Origin of the sequence: Streptomyces europaeiscabiei, assembly GCF_001550375.1 — a bacterium.
GTDB classification, from domain to species: domain Bacteria; phylum Actinomycetota; class Actinomycetes; order Streptomycetales; family Streptomycetaceae; genus Streptomyces; species Streptomyces europaeiscabiei.
The window spans coordinates 1-14815 of sequence record NZ_LRTR01000371.1 but is presented as its reverse complement, the minus strand read 5'-3'; the positions used below and the strand labels follow the sequence as shown (position 1 = coordinate 14815).

General features: G+C 69.9%; 11 protein-coding genes. 6 read left to right on the top strand and 5 right to left on the bottom strand.

What is annotated here, in order from left to right:
• Window positions 1–94 precede the first annotated feature (94 nt).
• Both AWZ10_RS17645 and AWZ10_RS17640 read left to right on the top strand, forming a co-directional pair.
• Window positions 95–334, top strand: a complete 240-nt coding sequence (locus AWZ10_RS17645) for a heavy-metal-associated domain-containing protein (protein WP_060891536.1) — start codon at window positions 95–97, stop codon at window positions 332–334.
• A 35-nt stretch (window positions 335–369) separates the two neighbouring features.
• Window positions 370–2640: a heavy metal translocating P-type ATPase gene (locus AWZ10_RS17640; RefSeq protein WP_060891535.1), complete on the top strand. Its 2271-nt coding sequence runs from the start codon at window positions 370–372 to the stop codon at window positions 2638–2640.
• A 797-nt stretch (window positions 2641–3437) separates the two neighbouring features.
• Here the strand turns inward: AWZ10_RS17640 and AWZ10_RS17635 are convergent.
• The 5 genes from AWZ10_RS17635 to AWZ10_RS17615 form a co-directional block, all read right to left on the bottom strand.
• Window positions 3438–4727: a citrate synthase gene (locus tag AWZ10_RS17635; protein WP_037703262.1), complete on the bottom strand. Its 1290-nt coding sequence runs from the start codon at window positions 4725–4727 to the stop codon at window positions 3438–3440.
• Between the two features lie 258 nt (window positions 4728–4985).
• Complete coding sequence (gene recD2, locus AWZ10_RS17630) at window positions 4986–7250, bottom strand: SF1B family DNA helicase RecD2 (RefSeq protein ID WP_046708205.1); 2265 nt, start codon at window positions 7248–7250, stop codon at window positions 4986–4988.
• Between the two features lie 87 nt (window positions 7251–7337).
• A complete protein-coding gene (locus AWZ10_RS17625) occupies window positions 7338–7538 on the bottom strand; it encodes a helix-turn-helix domain-containing protein (RefSeq protein WP_244172511.1) in 201 nt (66 codons plus the stop codon).
• Window positions 7539–7628: 90 nt separating this feature from the next.
• On the bottom strand, window positions 7629–8243 hold the full coding sequence (locus AWZ10_RS17620) for a hypothetical protein (RefSeq protein WP_060891534.1): 615 nt from the start codon (window positions 8241–8243) through the stop codon (window positions 7629–7631).
• Window positions 8240–8830, bottom strand: coding sequence for an RNA polymerase sigma factor (locus AWZ10_RS17615; protein ID WP_046708207.1), 591 nt, complete (start codon window positions 8828–8830; stop codon window positions 8240–8242). Before AWZ10_RS17615 ends, AWZ10_RS17620 begins: the two co-directional genes overlap by 4 nt.
• Window positions 8831–9173: 343 nt before the next feature.
• Between AWZ10_RS17615 and AWZ10_RS17610 the strand changes: the two genes are divergently transcribed.
• The 4 genes from AWZ10_RS17610 to AWZ10_RS17595 form a co-directional block, all read left to right on the top strand.
• On the top strand, window positions 9174–10238 hold the full coding sequence (locus tag AWZ10_RS17610) for a LacI family DNA-binding transcriptional regulator (protein WP_046708208.1): 1065 nt from the start codon (window positions 9174–9176) through the stop codon (window positions 10236–10238).
• Window positions 10235–11818 carry a sugar ABC transporter ATP-binding protein gene (locus AWZ10_RS17605; protein ID WP_060891533.1) on the top strand — a complete coding sequence of 528 codons (1584 nt, stop codon included), beginning with the start codon at window positions 10235–10237 and terminating at the stop codon, window positions 11816–11818. The genes AWZ10_RS17610 and AWZ10_RS17605 overlap by 4 nt, the downstream gene beginning before the upstream one ends.
• A complete protein-coding gene (locus AWZ10_RS17600) occupies window positions 11808–13760 on the top strand; it encodes an ABC transporter permease/substrate-binding protein (RefSeq protein ID WP_046708210.1) in 1953 nt (650 codons plus the stop codon). Before AWZ10_RS17605 ends, AWZ10_RS17600 begins: the two co-directional genes overlap by 11 nt.
• Window positions 13761–14020: 260 nt before the next feature.
• Window positions 14021–14815, top strand: a 795-nt coding sequence (locus AWZ10_RS17595; protein WP_060891532.1) for a ribokinase, incomplete at its 3' end; no start/stop codon positions are given.

Sequence of the window (14815 nt, the reverse complement as noted above, 5' to 3'; positions counted from 1 at the left end):
GCCCGACCTCTCTTGGATTCATACCCCTAGGGGGTATAAGGTGGATGCTCTGAAGGGTTACTCGGACCCACACACCCCGACGAGGAGTAACGACATGACCGTCGAGACCGACACCCAGGGCTCCGTCACCGCCGTCTACAAGGTGAGCGGGATGAGCTGCGGACACTGCGAAGGCGCCGTCTCGGGCGAGATCACCGAGCTCGCCGGCGTCTCCTCCGTGAAGGCCGTCGCCTCCACCGGTGAGGTCACCGTGGTCTCGGCCGCCCCGCTCGACGAGGAGGCCGTACGCGCCGCCGTCGACGAGGCGGGCTTCGAGCTGGTCGGCAGGGCCTGAGGCCGGGCACGGGCACGGACGTCACGGGCACGGACATGACGACCACCACCACGGCAGCCCCGACCGGCGCGCCCGTCCATGAGGTCGAGCTGACCATCGGCGGGATGACCTGCGCCTCCTGCGCGGCCCGCGTCGAGAAGAAGCTCAACCGCCTGGACGGGGTCACCGCCTCGGTGAACTACGCGACGGAGAAGGCGAAGGTCAGCTACCCCGCAGGGGTGACGGTCGCCGACCTGATCGCCACCGTGGTGAAGACGGGCTACACGGCCGAGGAGCCACCGCCCCCGGCTCCCCCGGAGGCCGCCGCGGACCCGGCGACAGAGGACGGGACCGACCCCGAACTCGTTTCCCTGCGGCAGCGCCTCACCGTCTCGGTCCTGCTCGCGGTCCCCGTGATCCTCATGTCCATGGTGCCCGCCCTGCAGTTCGACAACTGGCAGTGGCTCTCGCTGACGCTCGCCGCGCCGGTCGTCGTATGGGGCGGGCTGCCCTTCCACCGGGCCGCGTTCACCAACCTCCGGCACGGCGCGGCCACGATGGACACGCTCGTCTCGGTGGGCACGCTCGCCGCCTTCGGCTGGTCCCTGTGGGCCCTCTTCTGGGGGCACGCCGGTATGCCGGGCATGCGGCACGGCTTCGAGTTCACCGTCTCGCGCACCTCGGGCTCGTCGACGATCTACCTCGAAGTGGCCGCCGGGGTCGTGGCGTTCATCCTGCTCGGCCGCTATCTGGAGGCCCGCTCCAAGCGTCGCGCGGGCGCCGCGCTCAAGGCGCTGCTGAGGCTGGGCGCCAAGGACGTCTCGGTGCTCCGCCAGGGGCGCGAGGTGCGGATCCCGGTGGGACGGCTCACCGTCGGCGACCGTTTCGTCGTACGCCCCGGGGAGAAGTTCGCCACCGACGGGACCGTCGTCGAGGGCACCTCCGCCGTCGACGCGTCCATGCTGACCGGCGAGTCGGTGCCGGTGGACGTGACGGCCGGGGACGCCGTCACGGGTGCGACCGTGAACGCCGGGGGCCGGCTGGTCGTCGAGGCGACCCGGATCGGCGCGGACACCCAGCTGGCCCGGATCGCGCGACTGGTGGAGGACGCGCAGAACGGCAAGGCGGAGGTGCAGCGGCTCGCCGACCGGATCTCGGCGGTGTTCGTCCCCGTCGTCATCCTGATCGCGGTCGCCACCTTCGGCGCCTGGCTCGGCCTCACGGACGACACCACCGCCGCCTTCACGGCGGCCGTCGCGGTGCTGATCATCGCCTGCCCGTGCGCGCTCGGCCTCGCCACCCCGACCGCCCTGATGGTCGGCACCGGCCGTGGCGCCCAGCTCGGCATCCTGATCAAGGGCCCCGAGGTCCTGGAGTCCACCCGCCGCGTCGACACCGTCGTCCTGGACAAGACCGGCACCGTCACCACCGGCCGGATGACGCTCCAGAAGGTGTACGCCGCCGAGGACGCCCCCGACGACGTCACCGAGGATGACGTACTGCGCCTCGCGGGCGCCGTCGAACACGCCTCCGAACACCCGGTGGGCCGGGCGATCGCCGCGGGCGCCGAGGACCGGGTGGGCGCACTGCCGCCCGTCGAGGGCTTCGAGAACCTGCCCGGAAAGGGCGTACGCGGCCGCGTGGAGGGCTACGGCATCCAGGTGGGCCGGATCCTCGAAGGACCGCTCCCCGAGGCCCTGAACAGCGCCAAGCAGGCCGCCGAGGGCGAAGGACACACGGCGGTGGTGGTCACCCGCGACGGAGTGGCACTCGGTGTCGTCACGGTCGCCGACGCGATCAAGGAGACCAGCGCCGAGGCCGTACGGCGGCTGCGGGCGCTCGGGCTCACACCGGTGCTGCTGACCGGGGACAACGAGCGGGTGGCCCGGTCCGTGGCCGCCGCGGTCGGCATCTCCCCCGAGCACGTGATCGCCGAGGTGCTGCCGCAGGACAAGGTCGACGTCGTACGCCGGCTCCAGAGCGAGGGCCGCACGGTCGCGATGGTCGGGGACGGGGTCAACGACGCGGCCGCACTGGCCACGGCCGACCTGGGGCTCGCCATGGGCACGGGGACGGACGCGGCGATCGAGGCGGGCGACCTGACGCTCGTCCGCGGGGACCTGCGGGTGGCCGCCGACGCCATCCGGCTGTCGCGGCGGACCCTGTCCACCATCAAGGGCAATCTGGCCTGGGCCTTCGGATACAACCTGGCGGCGCTGCCGCTGGCCGCCGCCGGGCTGCTCAACCCGATGATCGCGGGGGCGACTATGGCCTTTTCGTCCGTTTTCGTGGTAACGAACAGCTTGCGACTCAGGACATTTTCGTGACCGCCGGGCAAAAGTCCCTCTAGAGTCCGGAAGCAGCCTCACATAAGCTCTTCACAAGGCTCGCGCATCATCCTTACGCTGGGGCCTCGATCACCGATTCGTGTCTCTTGCGTATCTTCAGGACATACGGCAAGAGACGCAGATCACAGTGGTGTGAACGTAACCACCGAAGGGGTTCGTGAGTCTAAGTTGGCGATGTCAGAAGCGTCTTGGGGGGCGTGACTGACATCTGGGGATGTCTTGGGGGACGTTCCCGGAATTGCGTTGCCGGGGCACGTGCACCGGGGAGCTTTGAGCGGCCCTCCCGTACCGTACGCGTCCCGGCAGACCGCACACCGCCGCACAACAGAGAGATACAAGTAGGACGAGTTCTGCTCGTTCTGCTCAGCGATTCAGGCGCTGGTCCACCAGACGCCCGGCCGGATCCCGTGGGGGGAATCCGCACCGGGACATGGGAAGGCGCCCTGCTCGCCGGCCCGTGGGGGGACCAGCGTTGCAGGGCGCCTTCTCTTATTTTTTTGGGGCTCGGTTCGCCTCCGGGGCGCCTGTTGCCGGTGTCGAGAGGCCGATCGTGCTCGACCCTTCGGGCCTCCGCGCGTTCGGCCTCTCGACACCGGCGCGCCCCTTCGGCTCACTCGCCGTAGGGCGCCCTCTTCCGTGGTGCGACAAAGCAGTGGGCCCAATGGGGCGCAGTGGGCTCAGTGGGGCGCAGTGGGCTCAGTGGGGCAAAGCCAAGGGGCCCGTACGGATGGTTCTCCGTACGGGCCCCTTGGCTGCGAGTGCTCGGCGCGCAGGGGTCAGCGGGCCTCTACCGGGACGAAGTCGCGCTCGACCACGCCCGTGTAGATCTGGCGCGGGCGGCCGATGCGGGAGCCGGGCTCCTTGATCATCTCGTGCCACTGGGCGATCCAGCCCGGGAGGCGGCCCAGGGCGAAGAGGACCGTGAACATCTCGGTCGGGAAGCCCATGGCGCGGTAGATCAGACCCGTGTAGAAGTCCACGTTCGGGTAGAGGTTGCGCGAGACGAAGTACTCGTCGGAGAGCGCGTGCTCCTCCAGCTTCAGCGCGATGTCCAGCAGCTCGTCGGACTTGCCGAGAGCCGAGAGGACGTCGTGCGCGGCAGCCTTGATGATCTTGGCGCGCGGGTCGAAGGACTTGTACACCCGGTGGCCGAAGCCCATCAGGCGGACGCCGTCCTCCTTGTTCTTCACCTTGCGGATGAAGGAGTCGACGTCGCCGCCGTTCTGCTTGATGCCCTCCAGCATCTCCAGGACGGACTGGTTGGCGCCGCCGTGCAGCGGACCCCAGAGCGCGGAGATGCCGGCGGAGATCGAGGCGAACATGTTCGCCTGCGACGAGCCGACCAGACGGACCGTGGAGGTCGAACAGTTCTGCTCGTGGTCCGCGTGCAGGATCAGCAGCTTGTCGAGCGCGGAGACGACGACCGGGTCGAGGTCGTACTCCTGGGCCGGGACCGAGAAGGTCATGCGCAGGAAGTTCTCGACGTAACCGAGGTCGTTGCGCGGATAGACGAACGGGTGACCGATCGACTTCTTGTACGCGTACGCCGCGATGGTCGGCAGCTTGGCGAGCAGGCGGATCGTGGAGAGGTTCCGCTGCCGCTCGTCGAACGGGTTGTGGCTGTCCTGGTAGAACGTCGACAGGGCGCTGACCACGGAGGACAGCATCGCCATCGGGTGCGCGTCGCGCGGGAAGCCCCGGTAGAAGTTCTTGACGTCCTCGTGCAGCAGCGTGTGCTGCGTGATCTCGCCCTGGAAGGTGGCGAGCTCGTCGACGGTCGGAAGCTCGCCGTTGATCAGCAGGTACGCCACCTCAAGGAAGGTGGAGCGCTCAGCCAGCTGCTCGATCGGATAGCCGCGGTACCGAAGGATGCCCTGCTCGCCGTCGAGATAGGTGACGGCGGATTTATAGGCAGCGGTGTTGCCGTAGCCGCTGTCCAGGGTGACCAGACCGGTCTGGGCCCGGAGCTTCCCGATGTCGAAGCCCTTGTCGCCGACGGTGCTGTCGATCACCGGGTAGGTGTACTCGCCGTCGCCGTACCGCAGTACTACAGAGTTGTCGCTCACGTCATCCCTCACCGACGTAGTGCCTCATCCTTGAGGTGCCCTGACTGTCTCTACCATCCCCCAATTGGCTCAGGAGAGTGCACTCGGGGTCGACCATCGGGCGCATCGGCGGCACTGAGTGCCGCCAACTTGCTCATCCTGCCCCCTCCGTCCGACATCTGGAAGGGCTGTGTGACCTTTACGACTCGTTTGATCGATCAAATTTCACTCACGAGTCGCTCGAACGGCACGAGAGGTTCCCCCGAAGAGAGCCCACAGCTACAAAACCCGTGGTGCGAGCCGGAAGTCGAGGGCCGTGCACCTGCGGCCCGCCGACACCGTGCGGACCGCCTGGCCGATCGCCTTGCGGGAGCCGACAAGGACGACGAGCTTCTTCGCCCTGGTCACCGCCGTATACAAAAGGTTGCGCTGGAGCATCATCCAGGCGCCGGTGGTGACCGGGATCACCACGGCCGGGTACTCGCTGCCCTGGGACCGGTGGATCGTCACCGCGTAGGCGTGCGCCAGCTCGTCCAGTTCGTCGAACTCGTACGGCACCTCCTCGTCCTCGTCCGTCAGGACCGTCAGCCGCTGGTCGACCGGGTCCAGCGCGGTGACGACGCCGACGGTGCCGTTGAAGACGCCGTTCTCGCCCTTCTCGTAGTTGTTGCGAATCTGGGTGACCTTGTCGCCGACGCGGAAGACCCGGCCGCCGAACCGCTTCTCGGGCAGGTCGGGGCGGGCGGGGGTGATGGCCTGCTGGAGCAGCCCGTTGAGGTTGCCGGCGCCCGCCGGGCCCCGGTGCATCGGCGCCAGGACCTGCACGTCGCGTCGCGGGTCGAGCCCGAACCTGGCCGGAATGCGACGGGCCGCCACGTCCACCGTGAGCCGACCTGCCTCCTCCGTGTCGTCCTCGACGAAGAGGAAGAAGTCCGTCATGCCGTCGGTGACCGGATGGTGCCCGGAGTTGATCCGGTGCGCGTTGGACACCACGCCGGACTGCTGGGCCTGACGGAAGACCTTGGTGAGCCGGACGGCAGGAATCGGGCTGCCGTCGGCCAGGAGGTCGCGGAGGACCTCGCCGGCGCCGACGCTGGGGAGTTGGTCGACGTCGCCCACGAAGAGCAGATGCGCCCCCGGAGGCACCGCCTTCACCAGCTTGTTGGCCAGCAGGAGGTCCAGCATCGAGGCCTCGTCGACGACCACCAGGTCGGCGTCCAGGGGGCGGTCCTTGTCGTACGCCGCGTCGCCGCCGGGCTTCAGCTCCAGCAGGCGGTGGACGGTGGAGGCTTCGGCGCCGGTCAGCTCGGCGAGGCGCTTGGCGGCACGGCCGGTGGGGGCGGCCAGCACGACCTTCGCCTTCCTGGCGCGGGCCAGTTCGACGATCGAGCGGACGGTGAAGGACTTGCCGCAGCCGGGACCGCCGGTCAGGACGGCCACCTTCTTGGTCAGCGCGAGGCGTACGGCCGCCTCCTGCTCGGGGGCCAGCTCCGTGCCCGTACGCCCCCTCAGCCAGGCCAGCGCCTTGTCCCAGGCCACGTCGTGGAAGCCGGGCATACGGTCCTCGCCGGTGCGCAGGAGGCGCAACAACTGGGCGGAGAGGGAGAGTTCGGCACGGTGGAAGGGGACGAGATAGATCGCGGTGACCGGGTCGTCGTGCTCGCCGTTCTGGCCGGGGACCTTCTCCCGTACGACGCCGGGGTCGCCGGAATCCTCGTCCGGCAGGGCGAGTTCGGCCAGGCACTCGATGACCAGGCCCGTGTCGACCTGGAGGAGTTTGACCGCGTCGGCGATCAGGCGCTCCTCCGGGAGGTAGCAGTTGCCCTGGTCGGTGGCCTGCGAAAGGGCGTACTGCAGGCCCGCCTTGACGCGCTCCGGGCTGTCGTGGGGGATGCCGACGGACTGGGCGATCTTGTCGGCGGTGAGGAAGCCGATGCCCCAGACATCGGACGCCAGTCGGTACGGCTGGTTCTTCACGACCCCGATCGAGGCGTCGCCGTACTTCTTGTAGATGCGGACCGCGATCGACGTGGACACCTCGACCGTCTGGAGGAAGAGCATGACCTCCTTGATCGCCTTCTGTTCCTCCCAGGCTTCCGCGATCTTCTTGGTGCGCTTGGGGCCGAGGCCGGGGACCTCGATGAGGCGCTTCGGCTCCTCCTCGATGATCTGGAGGGTGTCCAGGCCGAAGTGCTGGGTGATGCGGTCGGCGAAGACCGGGCCGATGCCCTTGACCAGGCCCGAGCCGAGGTACCGGCGGATGCCCTGGATCGTGGCCGGGAGGACCGTCGTGTAGTTCTCGACCGTGAACTGTTTCCCGTACTGCGGGTGCGAGCCCCAACGGCCCTCCATGCGCAGGGACTCACCGGCCTGGGCACCGAGGAGGGCGCCGACGACGGTGAGGAGGTCGCCGCCGCCCCTGCCGGTGTCCACGCGCGCGACCGTGTAGCCGTTGTCCTCGTTGGCGTACGTGATGCGTTCGAGCACGCCTTCGAGTACGGCGAGCTGTCGTTCACCCGGGAGGTTCCCCACCTGTTGAGCCATGATCCGACGGTACCGTCAGGGTCTGACGGGCGGGGTGGGCGGAGCGGGGCCCAAACCTCGGGAGTAGCCGGCCGGAACCGTCGGCGCCTACCCGACCTTGCGCAGTTCACCGTCGCCGAAGACCGCCACCATGACGAGATTTCCGCCCAGAGCCTCGACGTACCTCGCCACGACATCCGTTCCGCAGACCTGGCCGCTCTCGATCTGCGAGACCCTTCCCTTGGTCACGCCCATGTGCTCGGCCACCTGGGCCTGAGTGATCCCGCGTTCCTGGCGCGTGTCGGCCAACCGCCAGGCACGATGTATGTGTGTGGTGCGGGCTGGCAGCGGCGTAGGAGCCCCTGCGAAACGGTCCGCGTCGGACGCCCCCGGTCCGTCTCAGCCGTTCGGCACGGGCCTGGAGCCGATGGCCGCGCAGGCGGCCTCCTTCGTGGGGTAGCCGTCCGCAGGGTAGATCACCGGCCCTCCGAGTGCCCCAGGGTCGTCGGCGGCCGCGGACTCGCCGTCGTCGGGCTGTGCGATCGGGTGGTAACAGGCCGCGAACCGGGCCGGCTTGGGCGTCTGCGGCACCGTGCCCTCTGCGGAGTGGTTCCACAACCGGCCCCAGGCCGCCGCGCAGGAACGCGCCGCGTCCTGCGGATCGAAATCCTTCCTGTCCTTCGTCGACAGTTGACTCAGGTCCGCCTCGGGCGACAGCGTGCGGGCGCACATGATCTTGTGCCCGCCCTCGCCCCACGGCCCGAGCGTGGCCACGGCAGCCGTGGTGGCGCCCCCGAGGAGCGCGGCCGTGACCGCACCCACCATGAACAGGTGCCGGCGCCTCCCGGAACCGGCCGGGGCGGGCCGCTGCTCGGTGCGTCGCAGGGTCTCCCTCAGTACGGCCTGGCCTTCGGCGGAGGCCGCCCAGCCGTCGGTGGCGTCGTCATCGGTGCGCAGGGCGCGGATGACGGCGAGGTCGGGCGCCTGGCTCATCTTGGTGGCGGTCTGCTTCATGCTGACTCCCGTTGGGTGAAGTGAGGGTGGGAAAGGGCACCGTGGGCCGGCGGCGCGTGCTCGGCGCGGGCCAGCGCCGCCCTGAACCGCTTGCGGGCCCGGTGCAGGCGCACGGCGAAGGCCGTGGCGGTGCAGCCCGCGACCACCGCCGCCTGTTTGGCCGACAGGCCGTACCAGGCGCTCAGCACGAGCACTTCCCGGTCCTGCTCGGAAAGGGCCGACATCGCGGCGAACACCTCGGCACGCGTCCCTATCGCCTCCCCGATCTCCGCGGTCTCCGTCGTCCGGTCGGCCATGGCCGCCATGCGCTCGGTCAGTGCGCGGTGCCGCTGGTCGGACCGCACCCGGTTGGCGAGCAGCCGCCTGGCCGAGGCGAGCAGCCACGGCAGGGCGTCGTCGGGTACGGACCCGGACTTGCGCCAGGCCAGCACGAAGGTCTCCGACAGGATGTCCTGCGCTGTCTCCCGGTCCGTGCGGTGCGACAGATACGCCAGGACCCGGTCGGCATGAGCCGTGTAGAGAGCCTCCAGGACCCTGTGTCCGGCCGGGCCTTCGCACTCCCTGGCAGTTGTTCGTCGTCGTTTCACAGCACCTCCATGGTTCCGTCCGTCAATGGGCCGTCAACCGGGAGATGTGCGGCCGGGCCGGATCTCTTACCGCTTCCGGCGGCGCGGCTTCATATTCATGGCCATCTCGGCAGGCAGCGCCGCAGCGCCGTAGCGCCGTAGCGCCGTAGCGCCGTAGCGCCGTAAGGAGCATGAGCCTGCTGTGGGTACGCCGTCGCCTCCGGTGCCCCTCACGGGCCCTCACGCCCCTCGGTCACGATTGGATTTCAGCCAAGGTCGCCCTCTTGCCCCGCACCCGTGTAATCGATTCCAATCCTCCCTGAACGCATCGATGTAATCGATTCCACAAGGAGGTGGGGCGGCGGTGGCCGGTATCAAGGACGTCGCGGCCGAGGCGGGGGTGTCCGTCGCCACGGTGTCGCGGGTTCTGAATGACCATCCGTCGGTCAGCGCGGACGCCCGCGCGCGCGTGCTGGCCGCTGTCGAGACGTTGGGGTACCGGCCGAACGCCGTCGCCCGGTCGTTGCGCACGGACCAGACCCACACCCTGGGGCTGGTGATCAGCGATGTGATGAACCCCTACTTCACGGAGCTGGCACGGTCCGTGGAGGAGGCGGCGCGGGCGCTCGGGTACAGCGTGATCATCGGGAACGCCGATGAGCGGCCCGAGCTGCAGGATCACCACGTACGGAACCTGCTCGACCGGCGGATCGACGGGCTGCTCGTCTCCCCCACCGACGGTGGCTCCCCGCTGATGCTGGACGCCGTGCGGGCCGGGACGCCGATGGTGTTCGTGGACCGGTGGATTCCGGGGGTCGACGTACCGGTGGTGCGGTCGGACGGGCGGGGCGCCGTACGGGATCTCGTCGCGCATCTGTACGGGCTCGGGCACCGGCGGCTGGCGATCATCGCCGGTCCGGCCGCGACCACGACCGGCCGGGAGCGTGTCGAGGCGTTCCGGGAGGCCCTCGCCGAGCACGGGCTGCCGCTGCCGGACGCCTACATCGGGCAGGGCGACTTCCAGGCCGAGAGCGGGCGGCGGGTGACCGAGGGGTTCCTCGACCTGGCCGAGCCGCCCGAGGTCGTGTTCGCGGCCGACAACCTGATGGCGCTCGGGGCGCTGGACGCCGTCCGCGCGCGTGGGATGCGGGTTCCGGAGGACCTCGGCCTTGCCGCGTTCGACGACATCCCGTGGTTCGTGCACACCGATCCGCCGATCACGGCGGTCGCCCAGCCGACGGGTGAGCTGGGGCGGGCCGCCGTGCGCGCCCTGGTCGACCGCATCGAGGGGCGGCCCCCGCGGTCCGTCACCCTCCCCGCCCACCTCGTCGTACGCCTCTCGTGCGGCGAATCCACCGCCGGTTCCCCCACCGATTCCCCCGCCGGATTCCCCGCGGAGTCACCCGTAACGAACAGGAGCACGTCGTGAGCGACCCGGACGAGTTGCTGCGCATCGAAGGCATACGGAAAACCTTCCCCGGAGTGGTCGCGCTGGACGGCGTCGACTTCGCTCTGCGCCGGGGCGAGGTGCATGTCCTGCTCGGTGAGAACGGCGCGGGCAAGAGCACGCTGATCAAGATGCTCTCCGGCGCCTACACGCCCGACGCGGGGCGGATCCTCGCCGGTGGCGAGGAGGTGCGCATCCATGGTGCGCAGGACTCCGAGCGGCTCGGGATCGCCACCATCTACCAGGAGTTCAACCTCGTCCCGGATCTGACGGTCGCCGAGAACATCTTCCTGGGGCGGCAGCCGCGTCGTTTCGGGATGATCGACCGGAAGCGGATGGAGGCCGAGGCCGCCGAACTGCTGGAGCGGGTCGGCGTGAACGTGTCTCCACGCGCGCGTGTGCGCGAACTCGGGATCGCGCGGCTCCAGATGGTCGAGATCGCGAAGGCGCTGAGCCTGAACGCCCGCGTGCTGATCATGGATGAGCCGACCGCCGTGCTGACGACCGAGGAGGTCGAGAAGCTCTTCTCGATCGTGCGGCGGCTGCGCGAGGACGGGGTGGGCGTCGTCTTCATCACGCATCACCTGGAGGAGATCGCCGCTCTCGGGGATCGGGTCACCGTCATCCGGGACGGGAAGAGTGTCGGGCAGGTGCCCGCGAGCACGCCCCAGGACGAGCTCGTACGGCTCATGGTCGGCCGGTCGATCGAGCAGCAGTATCCGCGGCAGCAGGGCACCGCCGACTCCGACTCCGACTCCGACTCCGACTCCGGGGAGGCGTTGCTCGTCGTCGAAGGGCTCACTCGGGACGGGGTGTTCCACGATGTGAGCTTCGAGGTGCGGGCCGGTGAGGTCGTCGGCATCGCGGGGCTCGTGGGCGCCGGGCGTACGGAGGTCGTGCGGGCCGTGTTCGGCGCCGATCCGTACGACAAGGGGGCCGTGAGGGTCGACGGGGCCCGGGTTCCCAAGGACGACGTCAACGCGGCGATGACGGCCGGGATCGGGCTCGTGCCCGAGGACCGCAAGGGCCAGGGGCTGCTGCTGGACGCGTCCGTCGAGGAGAACCTCGGCCTGGTGACCCTGCGGGGCGCCACCAGGGGCGGGTTCGTCGATCTCAGGGGGCAGCGGGAGAACGCCGCCCGGGTCGCCGAGCGGCTCGGGGTCCGGATGGCCGGGCTGTACCAGCACGTCCGCACCCTCTCCGGTGGCAACCAGCAGAAGGTCGTCATCGGCAAGTGGCTGCTCGCGGACACCAGGGTGCTGATCCTCGACGAGCCGACGCGCGGGATCGACGTCGGCGCGAAGGTCGAGATCTACGAGCTGATCAACGAGCTGACGGCCGCCGGTGCCGCCGTACTGATGATCTCCAGTGACCTGCCCGAGGTGCTCGGCATGAGCGACCGGGTGCTGGTCATGGCCCAAGGGCGGATCGCGGGCGAACTGACCTCCGCCGAGGCCACCCAGGACGCCGTGATGGCGCTCGCCGTCTCCACCCCCCACATCCTCACGACCGAGAACACCGAGAACACCGAGAACGACAAGGAGGCCCCCCGTGGCCGCTGACACGCTCAAGAGCACGACGGGCGCGCGTGACGCCTCGGGGCTTCGACGGCTCCTGCTCGACAACGGCGCGCTGACCGCGCTCATCGTCCTCGTCGTCGCGATGTCGGTGCTCTCCGGCGACTTCCTGACGACCGACAACCTGCTCAACATCGGCGTCCAGGCCGCCGTCACCGCCATCCTGGCGTTCGGTGTGACCTTCGTGATCGTCTCGGCGGGCATCGACCTGTCGGTCGGTTCGGTGGCCGCCCTGTCGGCCACCGTCCTCGCCTGGAGCGCCACCTCGGAGGGCGTACCGGTCTGGATAGCCGTGATCCTCGCGATCGGCACCGGTATCGCGTGCGGTCTCGTCAACGGCTTCCTCATCTCGTACGGGAAGCTGCCGCCGTTCATCGCGACGCTCGCCATGCTGTCGGTGGGGCGCGGTCTGTCGCTGGTGATCTCGCAGGGCAGCCCGATCGCGTTCCCGGAGTCGGTGTCGCACCTGGGTGACAACCTGGGCGGCTGGCTGCCGGTACCGGTGCTGGTGATGGTCGTGCTGGGTGTCGTGACCGCCGTGATCCTCGGGCGTACGTACATCGGGCGTGCCATGTACGCGATCGGCGGCAACGAGGAGGCGGCCCGGCTGTCGGGGCTGCGGGTGAAGCGGCAGAAGCTCGTCATCTACGCCCTGTCCGGGCTCTTCGCCGCCGCCGCGGGCATCGTGCTCGCCTCCCGGCTCTCCTCCGCGCAGCCGCAGGCCGCGCAGGGCTACGAGCTGGACGCGATCGCGGCGGTCGTCATCGGCGGCGCCTCGCTGGCCGGCGGTACGGGCAAGGCGTCGGGGACGCTGATCGGCGCGCTGATCCTGGCGGTGCTGCGCAACGGGCTGAACCTGCTGTCGGTGTCCGCGTTCTGGCAGCAGGTCGTCATCGGTGTGGTGATCGCACTGGCGGTGCTCCTCGACACCGTGCGCCGGAAGGCCGGGGCGACCCCGGTGGCGGCCGGTGCCGGCGGGTCAGGGGACCGGCGGAAGCAGGCGGTGACGTACGTGCTGGCGGCGGTGGTCGCGGCGGCCGTCGTGGGCGCGACCTCCTTCCTGCACAGCGGCTCGTCGGCGGCGAAGAGCGAGAAGATCGGGCTGTCGCTGTCGACGCTCAACAACCCGTTCTTCGTGCAGATCCGGGCCGGTGCGCAGGACGAGGCGAAGAAGCTGGGCGTGGACCTGTCCGTCACCGACGCGCAGAACGACGCCTCGCAACAGGCCAACCAGCTGCAGAACTTCACCAGCGAGGGCATCGGCACCATCATCGTCAACCCGGTGGACTCCGACGCGGTGACCCCGGCGGCGAAGGCCGTGAACAAGGCGGACATCCCGCTGGTGGCCGTCGACCGCGCGGTCAACGGCGCGAACACGGCCGCGCTCGTCGCCTCCGACAACGTCAGCGGCGGCAAGCTGGCCGCCAAGTCGCTCGCCGAGAAGCTGGGCGGCAAGGGCGAGATCGTCATCCTCCAGGGCCAGGCGGGCACCTCCGCCAGCCGGGAGCGCGGCGCCGGCTTCGCCGAGGGTCTGAAGGCCTACCCGGGCATCAAGGTCCTCGCCAAGCAGCCCGCCGACTGGGACCGCACCAAGGGCCTCGACGTGATGACGAACCTCCTGCAGGCCAACTCCGGCGTCGACGGCGTCTTCGCCGAGAACGACGAGATGGCCCTCGGCGCGATCAAGGCGCTCGGCTCCAAGGCCGGCAAGTCCGTCCAGGTCATCGGCTTCGACGGCACCGCCGACGGTCTGAAGGCCGTCGAGGGGGGCACGCTGTACGCGTCGGTCGCGCAGCAGCCCGCGGAACTCGGCAGGATCGCGGTGCGCAACGCGGTGAAGGCCGCCGAGGGCAAGAAGGTCGCGAAGTCGGTGATGGTGCCGGTGAAGGTGGTCACGTCGCAGAACGTGGCCGAGTTCAGCGGCTGAGACGATGCGGTGGCCGGACGGGAGCGTCAAGACCCGTCCGGCCGCTTCGGTCTTTCCGGGCGCTTCGGTTCTGCCGCACACGTCGGGTTTTCCGGTTACTTCGGTCTTTCCGGGTGCTTCGGTTCTGCCGGGTGCTTCGGTTCTGCCGAGTGCTTCGGTTCTGCCGAGTGCTTCGGTTCTGCCGAGTGCTTCGATCGTTCCGCCCGTCGGCGCGACCGGCCGTCGGGCGGCCCCAATCCACCTGCACAGGGAGATGGATCATGTACGACTACGACCTCCTGGTCGTGGGATCGGCCAACGCCGACCTGGTGATCGGTGTCGAGCGGCGGCCGGGGGCCGGTGAGACCGTTCTCGGCTCCGACCTGGCGGTGCATCCGGGCGGCAAGGGTGCCAACCAGGCGGTGGCGGCGGCCCGGCTCGGGGCGCGTACGGCGCTGCTGGCGCGGGTCGGTGACGACGGCAACGGGCGGCTGCTCCTCGACTCGCAGCGCGCGGCCGGGGTCGACACGGCGGGGGTGCTGGTCGGCGGGGCGCCCACCGGGGTCGCGCTGATCACGGTGGACCCGTCGGGCGACAACAGCATCGTGGTGTCGCCGGGCGCCAACGGGAAACTGACTCCCGAGGACGTGCGGGCGGCGGACGCGCTGCTGCGGGCCTCGCGGGTGGTCTCGGCGCAGTTGGAGATCCCGTTGGAGACGGTGGTGGAGGTCGTGCGGCGGCTGCCGGAGGGGGCGCGTTTCGTGCTGAACCCGTCGCCGCCGCGGGAGTTGCCCGCCGAGGTGCTGGCCGTCTGTGATCCGCTGATCGTCAACGAGCACGAGGCGCAGGTCATCGTCGGGGGTGAGCTGGCGGGTTCGCCGGAGGACTGGGCGCGGGCGCTGCTGGCGCTGGGGCCGCGGTCCGTGGTCGTCACGCTGGGCGCGGAGGGCGCGCTGGTCGCTGACGCCGAGGGCAGTGCGCGGGTGCCGGCCGTACAGGTGGAGGCCGTGGACACCACGGGGGCCGGGGACGCGTTCACCGCGGCGCTGGCGTGGAGGCTGGGGGCGGGCTCGGCG

Bases quoted from the DNA above. Each gene is read 5' to 3' on its own strand.
- AWZ10_RS17645 (WP_060891536.1), top strand. From the start codon at position 95: ATGACCGTCGAGACCGACACCCAGGGCTCCGTCACCGCCGTCTACAAG.
- AWZ10_RS17640 (WP_060891535.1), top strand. From the start codon at position 370: ATGACGACCACCACCACGGCAGCCCCGACCGGCGCGCCCGTCCATGAG.
- AWZ10_RS17620 (WP_060891534.1), bottom strand. From the start codon at position 8,243: ATGAAGCAGACCGCCACCAAGATGAGCCAGGCGCCCGACCTCGCCGTC.
- recD2 (WP_046708205.1), bottom strand. From the start codon at position 7,250: ATGGCTCAACAGGTGGGGAACCTCCCGGGTGAACGACAGCTCGCCGTA.